This window comes from Microbulbifer sp. YPW16 (assembly GCF_021290385.1).
Lineage (GTDB): Bacteria > Pseudomonadota > Gammaproteobacteria > Pseudomonadales > Cellvibrionaceae > Microbulbifer > Microbulbifer zhoushanensis.
The window spans coordinates 3233892-3245569 of the sequence record NZ_CP089928.1 but is presented as its reverse complement, the minus strand read 5'-3'; the positions used below and the strand labels follow the sequence as shown (position 1 = coordinate 3245569).

The following is an 11678-nucleotide window of genomic DNA, read 5'->3' as shown; positions in this document are numbered from 1 at the left end:
TGCAATTGGTACACGTGTACCAACTAACAACCGCAGTAACTGGCGGGGCTACAAACAGGCCAATCCTAGCCCATTCGCGGACATCACGGCAATAAGGTCCGGGCCCTGACCTTGCCGCCCAATCAAGGGCTGTGTATCGTCTGCACAGTCACTCGGAAAGAGCCGGCCACCATGAAACTGCGACTACTTTCAGGCGCACCACCAGATCCCGGTCCCGTGAGCCCTGTGGGGCACAGCCCTTTCCCCATTCGCCTGACCCTGCTTCTCACGCTGCTCTGCACCCAGGCCCATGCCAGCGGCACACTGCAACTGAAGCTGCTGACCGAAACCGGGGATGCGTTCGAGGTTGAGCAGGAAGTTACCGGCAAGGAGCAGGAGTTTGCTTCGGGAATTCTGGATCGGGAAGCCCCCGTACGGGAATACCAGGCAATCAAGTGCGATGGCCCCTGGGGGGCAGTCAGGTACCGCATGGCCCTGCCCAGCGGCCCCGGCTACCAACTGGAGCTGGGGCGGGACACGATCCTGTTGCGGATCGTGGAGCACGGGGTGGTCAGCGAGAACCGCAATATCGAGGCTATGAAAATCCACTGCCGGGATACAGAACCCCGCGCGGTGATCAAGTCCCTCGTTGAAATCCAGCTGGACCGCTACAGCGCCGAAGCCCGGGAACTGCTGCTGCCCAACGGCTACCGTATCGAGTACAGCTATCTGCCGGACGCAGTCGAGTAACCAAAAACGGCGCCCTGGGGCGCCGTTTTCTTTTTCTCCCCCGACTTGGAGCCGGGCCAGTCCCACTCAGTGGAATACCGGCGCGGAAACGAAACTCCAGAACAGCACCGTCCCCACCATCACTACCACCGCCATCACCAGCGATACGGTAACCACCGCGCTGGCAAACAGGAAACCGCGCTCTTCAGATAACCCCAGGACAATCGGGAGACCGGTATAGAGCAGGTACACGGCATAGGCAACCGCGAGCATCGCAATCAGGATATCCAGCCACAGCACGGGGTAAAAACCTGCCAGGCCGGCAATGAAGATGGGTGTGGCAGTAAACCCGGCAATGACCATCCCTTTCATGGGGTAGGTGTCAGCACCGTAGGTTTTGGCCATCCAGTGAATGAAGTAACCGACGCCGATCACTCCCAGTACCATGGCCAGGTAGAAGGCGCCTACCAGTGACAGGGCGCTCTGGCTGGTGACCCGCACCGGCTCGCCACCGCCCACACTCCAGCCGATCTCGGTGGTGCCGTAAAACCAGGCCAGGGCCGGCAACAGCGCCAGGACAATGGCATAGGGAATATGCCGGCGCAGGCCTTTCTCAGACAGGCTCCCGATTTGCTGCCACTGTTGCCGGGGGTGTACCAGCATTCCGAACATGTAGCTCAACATCCCGTTTCTCCTCACTCAACGTAAGGAACTGTCCGCCAAGGCGCTACTGCTTCAGTACTGCTTTTACTTCCTCTGATCTATGCGTGTTTAAGGCATATTGCGCCGCCCCGCCAGCGGTCCCCGGGGGACCGCTTCGCGGGACACAAGACGGCCGGGGATGACCGATCTCAATTTGCTCTGGATACGTCTTGTCAAAGTGAGGAATACCACCAGCGGTCATTCCCTAAGTTCCAGCTTGTTTTTATTCTCACGTCCAGTTGTATCACTACCGGCATACAAGTCAACGGCTGTGCTGGATTAAGCGCAATCGGCTGTGATGACGTTTCTTCAGGAAACAGCCCCGGACAACTGTGCTACCAATCAACCCGGCCCCGTCGGTAGTGGAATGTGGCAGGGGGCCGACAGGGAAACTGGCGCAGGAAGGAGAAGCCCCGGAGCTTCCACCACCGGGGCCATGCCATGGGGGGGCGGACTGTCAGCGGTGACAGCCGCGTGCTTCAGGCTTCAACCGGGGACACCGGCTGCATCCAGCCAAAGCGGTCATCCGCCCTGCCCTCCTGGATATCCAGCAAAGCCTGGCGCAGGTGCTCGGACACAGGCCCCGGTACCTGCGCCAGTTCATACTGCTGGTCACCGTCGCCGAAGACGCTGATGGGGCTGATAATGGCTGCAGTGCCACAGGCGAAGGCCTCACTGCAGGTACCGGACCTGACCAGCGCCAGCAGGTCGTCGATATCGATGTCGCGCTCGTGCACGGTGTAGCCCTGGGATCGCGCCAGGTCAATCAGGGAGTCCCGGGTAACACCCTCGAGAATCGAGCCATTGAGCTTCGGTGTGTGCAGCTCTCCCTCCATGACGGCAAAGAAGTTCATGCCTGACAGCTCGTCCACCGTATGGCGGTTGCCCGGGTTGAGCCACAGGGACTGGTCGTACCCGCGGGCTTTCAGCCGCGAGATACTCAGTAGCGATGCGGCGTAATTGCCCCCGACCTTGGCATCGCCGGTGCCACCCACGGCAGCGCGGGAATCCTCCCGCTCAACCCACAGGCGCATATGGCCGGCATGATAGGCCGCCGAGGGACTGGCAATCACATAAAATTCATAGGAGGTGCTCGCCGACACGCTCAGGTCGGGCTGCGTACCGATCAGGAAGGGGCGCAGGTACAGCGACTCGCCGCTATTGGCCGGCACCAGGTTCGCGCAGTAGGCGGCAACAGTACGGACACCATCCATGAAAAGGGCCTCCGGTACCGGCGGCATGCACAGTCGTTCCGCTGAGTGCGCCATCCGCTCAGCATTGCGCCCGGGGCGGAAGAGGCTCACCCCGCCGTTGCCGGTGCGATAGGCTTTCATCCCTTCAAAACAGGACTGGGCGTAGTGCAGCACCTTGGCCGCCGGATCCAGCGCCAGCGGCGCATAGGGCACCAGCTCACCGCTGCTCCAGCACCCGTCCTGGCAGACGGCACGAAACATTACCGGCGCCATCACCGTGCCAAACCCGAGCCGCTCGGGCATTTCAAACCCCCGCAGACTGCTGGCCACTGCCGGGTCAATATAAATGCTCACTGGGAGACCTCCTGTATCAATGCTGTGCCGATTATGGCCCCTGCCGAGATTGAATCCAAACCCTCTTTGCTGCCAACAAGCAACCTGCGCAAAACTTTGAGCGTTAACGGTCATTTAATAGGAGAGCTGTCTTCCGGAAAGGATCGACCATCGCAAGCTGACCACGCTGAGAACCGCGGTCACTTCGCTGCAGAAGTGACGCCGGTATCAACTTGAAATTGTGGCGCACAGCAAATCCCATACGACGACGACTGAACCGGCCCGGTGCTACTGTGCGTAATAGCCTGTAAAAGGACTCGGCAGTTTCTTCTACCATCCTCACCGGGTGATTTGAGACGCTTGACTATACTCATCAGTACGCCCCGGTGACACCGGCCAACAGGTGGCAGGGGCCTTGCGCGAACAGCGCTGTGGTTTACTGCACCGCCAAAAAATCGCGCCGACCGGAACTGAAAACCTCCGGGCACAGTCAGGGACTGAGAATCGAACCACACTTCAGGGAGAGAAATTCCGCCGGCATGTACCGCGCGGAAATCGTGCCCGACCAATCGCGAGCCCCGGCTTGCGGCCGGGTGAGGCAAAACATGGAATAGAAGTGGTTCAACCGTGACACAGACAGATTTCAGCAGTTCGTTTGCTACCGGCTTGATGTTTACAGCCACAGCTCTGCTGTGCAGCAACGCGTGGGCGGAAGTTGAGCCCGTGCCGGAGGATACCGGCGCCCCACCGCCCGCTTTTATCGAGGCGGCTTCCCAGCCACTTGAGGCCGAGCCTACCCGCCGGCAATTGCGCCCTTCCGAGGCTGCGCGGCGTTATCGCCACCGCATCGAGGAAATGGAGGCTGAATACGGAGCCTACGGCACTGGCATCGATGAACAGCTGGTTGGCCTGGCAACCGCCCTGCAAAATTCCGGTGCCCACGAGGAGGCAATCAAGGAGTTTCGCCGGGCAATGCTGATCAACCGTGTCAACGAGGGTCTCTATTCTCTGAACCAGATACCGATGATCGAGCGCATGATCGACAGCCAGATTGCGCTCAACCAGTGGGACGAGGCGAACGACAACCAGGAGTATCTCTACTGGTTACACGAGCAGAATTACGGCAACAGCGACCCGCGCATGTTGCCCGTTATAGAGCGCCTGAGCAGCTGGCACCTGCGGGCCTACGTCGAGGAAAAAGGCGAAACCCTGTTCGAGCACCTGATCAGTGCCACCAACCTCTACCAGTTGGCTGTCGATATCATCACGCAAAACTTTGGTGCCAATGACCTGCGCCTGGTCGAGGCGTTGCGTGGCCTGAAGGCCACCAATTACTACCTCGCCACTTATGCCGGGGAACCGCAGCAGGCTGTGGTGGTGAACACCAATTTCGCCGGCGGGGGGTTCGACAACAATCATCGCCAGGCGCAGCTTGATCATTTTCGCATGAACAGCTTCAGCACCGGCAAGAAAGCGATCGCGCGGATTGTCGATGTCTACCAGAAAAACCCCCAATCCCCCCCCGCCGCCTCGGCCAAGGCCAAGGTAGAGCTGGGAGACTGGTACATGATGTTCAACAAATGGCATTCGGCCAGGGAAACCTATGGTGAGGCTTATCATGCGCTCTGGGACAACGGCGCCACCAACCGGGAGATAGACGATATCTTCGGGCGCCCGGCCGCCCTGCCCGACCTGCCGATGCTGGACGAGGACCGCGGCGGCCTGGCCCAGTCTTATGTCACCGTTTCCTACGATGTCACCGCCTACGGCAAGGCGCGCAATATAGAGATCCTGAACTCCAGCGCGGATGACAGCGTCGTTATTCGCTCCCGGGTGCGCAATGTTCTCAAACGCGCCAAATTCCGTCCCCGGTTCGAAAATGGAGAACCAGTGGATACTGTGGGCATCGTGCAGCGGTTTGTCTTTGACTAATCTGCAAAAAGCTTTACACGACGGCCAGGTTAATTCAGGCAGAGAGTCCCGCCCCGGGAACACAGACAACCAAACCCGGGGCGTCGCCAGGGGTCCAATGCAGCAGACCATCGCGACAGGCGGGCAGTAAAGGAAAAATCAACGACAAAAACCAGAGTTCCGGGTGTGGAATTACACCGGAGCCGCAATGGAAAGCTGGATGACCCGGCTTTCACCGCACAGATCGCTCGAGTCCGAAAGGCGCCGATCGGCGTACCAGGAGAGAGAAAATGACACTACGGAAAGCGGTATTTTCACAGCAGAGCAACCCCCCTGGCTGGCACACCCTCGCCTCGATTGTGGTGCTGAGTGCGGTTATTGCCGGCTGCAAGAGCCAACAGACCCAGCAGCAACCCCCGGCACAGCCCTCACAGTCGCAATCCCAGTCCCAACCGTCATCCAGCAGCTCATCATCGCAGTCGTCAAGCAGCTCATCGAGCCGCTCCCAGAGCCAGTCGAGCCCGCAGACAGCCAGCAACATGCCCCAGAGCAGCCCGCCGAGCAGTCGTAGCAGCTCCTCCTCTATGCCCAGTAGCAGCTCTGCCCAGCCCAACACTTCGATGCCAAGCATCGAGTCGGGTGAGCGGTCCAGCCAGCAGGCCAGTACCGCCTCTGATTCGGGCAGCGAGGAAGCCCGGCGACGCAGTTCCGCCGGGGACAGCATGCCAGATCCGACCGCGCGACGGGACTCACCCTCCAGCCCGGTATACAGCGAATCCGAAGCGCAACCGGAAGAACGGCGCATGCCCCCCGATCCCTCAAGTAACAGCGAGGGCCAGCCCCCTGAGGAAATCGATTTTTCCGAAGAGGAACAGAGCGCATCGTCGTCCAGCAGCAGTTCATCATCCTCCAGCTCTTCCAGTAGCAGTGCCGCGAGCGCCAGCAGCTCTGCGAGCGAAGCATCGGCGAGCAACCAGTCCAGCAGCGCATCGTCCAGCAGCCCCAGTGCCTCGGCAAGTGCCGGAAGCCCGTCCAGCGGTAGCAGTGCACCGAACGAGGCACCCGCCACCGCAGCCGAGCGGGTATCGGAACTGGAGGGAGAGTTCGACTCCACCATGGCGAGCTATGACGGCATGATCCTGCGCGAGCGGGATTACGTGCGCAATCGCCCTGCCTCCGAGGATGAGAGTGAGGAGTCCATGGACGAACCACCGCCCGGTGAGTCCCTCGAGGACCTGATCGAGTCCGCAGAGGCCGAAATACCCGCTCCCCCCGGGGGCGGTGGTGCCGGCAGCGAGGAAGGCAGTGGCCCGGAGCAGAACAACTCCAGTGGACAGGCTACCGGCCCCGGCATGCCCACCGCCGGTCGCAAAGGGGAATATGACCACAGCGGCAGCGGCAGCGTGGTACCTGCCGATATCCCCGAAGGGGATGACGACGACGTGGTGGCCCGCCAGATTCGTGAGGCCGCCACGCGCGAAAAGGATCCCGAGCTGCGCGAGCGGCTTTGGGAAGAATACCGGAAATATAAAAACGCGAAGAAGTAACAGCGGAGGGAATTACCATGCATTTGCCCAGACTGTTGTCCGCCACACCTGTTATCGGCCGTGGCCTGCTGCTTGGCAGCCTGTTGCTACTGGGTGCCTGTGCCACCACCGAGGTGCGCACTACCGCGTTTACCCCGCTGACAGTGGAGGACGCCACCATTCCTGAGGATCGCCTGCTGGATGTGGGTGTAGTGCAGTTTGACCCCGGCCTCGCCACGGCGGAAGTGGACGAAGAGGAACTGGTGTTCCCCGAATTGCGCCAGGCGGAATCCCGCTACATTGCCGTGACCCTGGCAGAGTCACTCCAGCAGAGCCAGGGCTGGGGCCCGGTGCGGGTAATCCCCAGCACGCGCACCAATATCGATGTAACCGTGCAGGGACGGATAGTCCAGTCAGATGGCGAAACGCTTACAGTGGAAGTGTGGGTTACCGACTCGCGTGGCCAACAGTGGTTCACCAGGGAATATTCCGAGCGCGCCTCGCAGTATGCCTACGACCGTAAGCACCCCACCAGTGGCGATGCATTCCAGGGCATTTATAACCAGATCGCCAACGACATGCTCAAATACCGCCAGGGCCTGTCTGATGAATATATCGCGGAACTTCGCACGATTTCCGAAATGCGCTTCGCCCGCAGCTTTTCACCTGACGCCTTTTCCCGCTACCTGGCCCAGAATGAGGACGGAATTTACGAACTGAAGGCACTGCCGGCGCAGGACGATCCAATGCTCCAGCGGGTAAGACGTATCCGCGAGCGTGATTATCTGTTTGTTGACACCCTGCAGGGTTACTACGGCACTTTCGTCAAATCCATGGAAACCCCCTACCAGGAGTGGCGCTCCCTCAGCTTTGAGGAAGTGCAGCAGATGCGTGAACTCAAACGCAAGGCGCGCAACCACACAATCATGGGTGCGGCTGCGATTATCGGCGGCATTGCCGCCGCCGGCGCCGGCGGTGGTGCCGCGCGACAGGCGGGCCACGTTGCCGTTGCCGGCGGGGGCTACCTGGTGAAAAGCGGGTTCGACCGCCGCAGCGAAGCGAAAATGCATATCGAGGCATTGCAGGAACTGGGCGACTCCATGCAGGCAGAGGTAGAGCCGCAGATTGTGGAGCTGGAAGACCGTACCGTCACCCTCTCCGGCAGCGTGGAAAACCAGTACCGCCAGTGGCGTGAAATCCTCAAGGAGATTTACGAGGCGGAAACCGGCGCCCTGGAAACCAATATCTGATAACGGCGCGCCCGCATGTACCGAGCATGGCGGGCGCCGGAAAATAATCCCAGCTATGCGGAATGACTATGCAACACCGCGACCAGTCCCCGGAAGATAACGGCTATATCGAACCCGCTGATTTTCGCTTCGGCGCTGACTCCCCGCAGCCGGATGACGGGGCTGCCACCCGTGAAGTACCGCAGGGTGAAAATCCCCCCCGCCGCGGCAACCTGCCCGCCATCCTGGTGGGCTCGGCACTGGTGATAGGCGTTATCGGGGTCTTCTGGATCCTGCCGCAAACCGTGGAAAGGCCGGAAGTCAAAATCGCTGCAGGCCAGGGCCCTGCCTCCGCCAAAGACAGTGCGATGCAACGGCCCGCGAAAGTCCAGGCATCCCCCTATACCGACGCCGAAATCGCGCGCCAGCGCCGTCGTGTCCAGGAGATCCTCCAGGAAATCTTCGTTTTACAGGAAGAATTGCAGGAACGCCGGGTCGAAATCTGGGCGCCCGAGGATTTTTCCGCAGCACGCGGCCTGGCCGAGGAAGCGGATGCGATATATCGCCAGCGCCAGTTCAAGCAGGCGCTCGATCAGTATGAGCAGGCCCTGGCTGCGATGCAGTCGATCCGGGACAGTGTACCTGAGCGTATCGAACAGCACCTCGCCGAGGGTAATGACGCACTGAATCGCGGTGATGCCGAGGCCGCCCACAGCGCCTTTGACCTGGTGCTGACCATTTCCGAAGAGCATCCGCGAGGCACACGCGGCAAGGCCCGGGCGGAAAAACTGCCCGAGGTCTGGGAAGAGGTGACCCGGGGCCGCGACGCATTTACCGCCAACGACCTGGACACTGCAAAAGCGGCCCTGCAGCAGGCCCTGGCGCTCGACAGCGAGACCCGGCCCGCGCAGGAGTTACTGCCGGAAGTGGTCACGGCAATTACCGAGCGCGACTATAGCGAGGCCATGTCGGCTGGCTATGCCGCCATCGCCGCAAACGACTACGCCACTGCCAGGTCAGCTTTCGAGCGGGCACAAAAGCTCAAACCGGAAGCCCGCGACCCGGCGGTGGGCCTGCAGCAGGCTGCCAACGGGCTCGAGCAAACACGCGTCGAGCGGCTGTTCAGCCAGGCACACCAGCAGGAAGCATCCGAGCAGTGGCATGCGGCCGTAGAGAGCTACAGTGCACTGTTGAAAACAGATAGCAGCCTGGTGTCCGCAATCACCGGCAAAGCCCGCGCCCAGGCACGCGCTACGCTTGACGACCAGTTACAGGAGTTACTGGAGGACCCGCTGTCCCTGGGTGGCAGTAAACGCAATACACACGCCCGCAGAGTACTCGCGGATGCACGCCAGATAGATGCAGACGGACCACGACTGCAGTCGCAGATCGAGGAACTGGAAACTGCCCTGACCCAGGCGCTGATCCCCGTACCGGTGCGATTCCAGTCGGACAGCAGCACACGGGTATCGATATACCGGGTAGGCACCCTGGGCAACTTTACCGAGCGCCAGATCACACTGAAACCCGGCCGCTACACGGCGGTGGGCCGGCGGGATGGCTATCGCGATGTCCGCCGAGAATTTACCGTCGAGCCCGGCGCCGAAACACCGACAGTTGTCATCCAGTGCGCAGAAAAAATAAACGGTGCCAATAATAGCTGAGACAGCTACCAACGGCTGAACCGCCCCTCGCTCTGCCGATCCAATACGTTACGGCTCCGGCTTGAAAAAGCCGGACAGGATCGCCTGCCGGGTGCTGGCGATAAAAGGAATATCGCGACAAACAGTGGCACGAGGGACATGGCGCAAGCGCGGGCAAGCTAAGCTTTATGTCACCGGAGAAAACAGGCAGCGAGAAGCGCGGGAATCGACCAATTCCCCTCGGTGCACGGGCAACGGCCGCTGCCCAATTGCGATAAAGCGATAATTACGCAGTAACAGGGATTCACTAATGACAGCGAAGGAAGCGGTACCCGTTCGCGATAACGATCGCGCAGATGAAGACTTCTCAATCATCCAGCCCGCCGGGTTTACCCCGGTGGCAGAGGAGGCTGGCAGCCGCAAACTGTTGTTTTCCCCTCGCGCCCTGATCGTTGCCTTTGCCCTGCTGCTGGGAATGCTGGTACTGGTCTACCTGCTGGTGGCGCGCTCATTGATTTTTGAAACCCAGCCCGCCGATGCCAATGTCAGTGTCAGCGGGCTTGCCCTGCCCCTGGGCGATGGTCACCTGGTACTGCCGGGCACCTATCGCTACGAAATTACCGCCACCGGGTACCTGCCCCAGAGTGGCTCAGTAGACGTCAGTAGTGACCAGAACAGCCGCCGCGCAATCAAGCTCGAGCGCCTGCCCGGCCACCTGCAGGTAGTCACCGATCCCCCCGTGCCGGTGCGAATCCTGGTCAACGGAGAGGAAGTGGCGAGCGAGGAGGGCCTGGCCAGGAATATCCCGGCAGGCACCAAGCGCATCACCATCGAGACCGAGCGCTACCTGCCCTTTACCCGTGAAATCGATATCGAGGGCCTGGACAATACCCAGCAGCTGCAGGCCCGCCTGCGCCCCGCATGGGCCGATGTGCAGATCAGCAGCCACCCGCCCGGCGCCACGGTAACAGTCGAGGGCGAGGTAATCGGGACTACGCCCCTCACGGCGCAGCTGATCCAGGGGGACCGCATAGTCGAGATATCCCTCCCCGACCACAAGACCGCGGAAGTCCCCGTGGCTGTCACCGCCGGTGTCGACCAGGCCCTGGCTCCGGTGGAACTGGCCGCAGCCGATGGCCTGCTGCGCCTTGCCAGCAGCCCGTCCGGTGCCAGCGTAACCGTCAATGGGGAGTTTCGAGGGCAGACACCGCTGGAGCTGGACCTGGCGCCCGACAGCGTGCACCAGATCCGCTTCTTCAAGGATGGCTTCGGCTCGGTGGAGCGGCGCGTGGAAATCGCGTCTGGCAGTGAGCGGGAAATCAAGGTGGATTTGTCCGCGGTGTTCGGACGGGTCAAAGTCACCAGCAGCCCGGAAAACGCGCGAGTCTTTATCGACGGTGAGCTGGCCGGCAATACCGGCGAGATTTTCACCCTGCCCGCCCGCAGCCACAGCATCCTGGTGCGCAAGGAAGGCTATGAGGATTACCAGACGAGCGTCACGCCCAGTGCCAAACTGGAACAGACAGTTCGCGCCGTGCTACTCACCCAGGAACAGGCACGCTGGAGCAATATCCCCGCCGAGATAACCCACGGTGCCGGCGGCCGCATGCTACTGATGCGTCCCAACGCAGAATTCACCATGGGCTCTTCACGCCGTGAACAGGGCCGCCGCGCCAATGAGGTTATGCGCAAGATTGCCCTGACGCGCCCCTTTTACCTCGGTGCCACCGAGGTCACCAATCGCCAGTTCCGGCGCTTCAAGCGTATGCACAGTTCCAGCCATGTGAACGGGGTCAGCCTGGACAACGACAACCTGCCGGTGGTGAATGTCAGCTGGAGCGATGCCGCCCTGTTCTGCAACTGGCTCAGCCAGCGGGACGGGCTTAAACAGGTTTACCGCACCGAGGGCAGTCGTGTCACAGGTTTCGATGCCAGTGCCAATGGCTATCGCCTGCCTACAGAGGCCGAGTGGGCCTGGGCCGCCCGCTTCCGCAACGGTGGCATGCTGAAGTTCCCCTGGGGTAATGAATTACCGGTAGGAAAGAACTCCGGCAACTTTGCCGACAACAATGCGGCACAGCTCGTACCCGCAGTGCTCCGCTCCTATACCGACCGTTACGCTGCCACCGCACCGGTTGCCAGCTATAGCGCCAACCCGCACGGGCTGTATGACCTGGGCGGCAACGTATCCGAATGGATTCATGACCTGTACACCATCGGCACCGGGCTCTCCATGCGGCGGGAAGAAAACCCCGTGGGCCCCCAGGATGGTGATTATCACGTAATCCGCGGCTCCAGCTGGCGCCACGCTGGACTCACCGAATTGCGCCTTTCATTCCGGGATTATGGCGCAGAACCGCGCAGTGACGTGGGCTTCCGTGTAGCCCGCTGGATTGACTGACGATACCCCTGGAGCTGGCAATCGGTGCTGGC

General features: G+C 61.0%; 9 protein-coding genes. 6 read left to right on the top strand and 3 right to left on the bottom strand.

All coding sequences use genetic code 11. The annotated features are described in order from the left end of the window. Positions 1-171: 171 nt before the first annotated feature. Positions 172-729: a hypothetical protein gene (locus LVE68_RS14105; protein ID WP_232941018.1), complete on the top strand. Its 558-nt coding sequence runs from the start codon at positions 172-174 to the stop codon at positions 727-729. 66 nt (positions 730-795) lie between these two features. Here LVE68_RS14105 and LVE68_RS14100 read toward each other — a convergent pair whose 3' ends face one another. Both LVE68_RS14100 and LVE68_RS14095 read right to left on the bottom strand, forming a co-directional pair. Next, a complete protein-coding gene (locus tag LVE68_RS14100) occupies positions 796-1392 on the bottom strand; it encodes a Yip1 family protein (protein ID WP_232941017.1) in 597 nt (198 codons plus the stop codon). A gap of 497 nt (positions 1393-1889) precedes the next feature. Next, positions 1890-2957, bottom strand: a complete 1068-nt coding sequence (locus LVE68_RS14095; protein ID WP_232941016.1) for a branched-chain amino acid aminotransferase — start codon at positions 2955-2957, stop codon at positions 1890-1892. A 702-nt stretch (positions 2958-3659) separates the two neighbouring features. On the opposite strand from LVE68_RS14095, the gene LVE68_RS14090 reads away from it, so the two are divergent. Then, on the top strand, positions 3660-4868 hold the full coding sequence (locus tag LVE68_RS14090) for an energy transducer TonB (protein WP_232941015.1): 1209 nt from the start codon (positions 3660-3662) through the stop codon (positions 4866-4868). 211 nt (positions 4869-5079) lie between these two features. Here the strand turns inward: LVE68_RS14090 and LVE68_RS14085 are convergent, their stop codons facing one another. Next, entirely contained in the window at positions 5080-5964 is an 885-nt protein-coding gene (locus LVE68_RS14085; RefSeq protein ID WP_232941014.1) for a hypothetical protein, read from the bottom strand. Here LVE68_RS14085 and LVE68_RS14080 point away from each other — a divergent pair. The 4 genes from LVE68_RS14080 to LVE68_RS14065 all read left to right on the top strand — a co-directional run bounded on the left by LVE68_RS14080 (position 5963) and on the right by LVE68_RS14065 (position 11646). Further along, on the top strand, positions 5963-6394 hold the full coding sequence (locus LVE68_RS14080) for a hypothetical protein (RefSeq protein WP_232941013.1): 432 nt from the start codon (positions 5963-5965) through the stop codon (positions 6392-6394). The genes LVE68_RS14085 and LVE68_RS14080 overlap by 2 nt on opposite strands. 17 nt (positions 6395-6411) lie before the next feature. Then, a complete protein-coding gene (locus LVE68_RS14075; RefSeq protein WP_232941012.1) occupies positions 6412-7623 on the top strand; it encodes a hypothetical protein in 1212 nt (403 codons plus the stop codon). Between the two features lie 68 nt (positions 7624-7691). Next, positions 7692-9266, top strand: a complete 1575-nt coding sequence (locus LVE68_RS14070; RefSeq protein WP_232941011.1) for a tetratricopeptide repeat protein — start codon at positions 7692-7694, stop codon at positions 9264-9266. A gap of 289 nt (positions 9267-9555) precedes the next feature. Beyond that, complete coding sequence (locus tag LVE68_RS14065) at positions 9556-11646, top strand: SUMF1/EgtB/PvdO family nonheme iron enzyme (RefSeq protein WP_232941010.1); 2091 nt, start codon at positions 9556-9558, stop codon at positions 11644-11646. Positions 11647-11678: the final 32 nt, after the last annotated feature.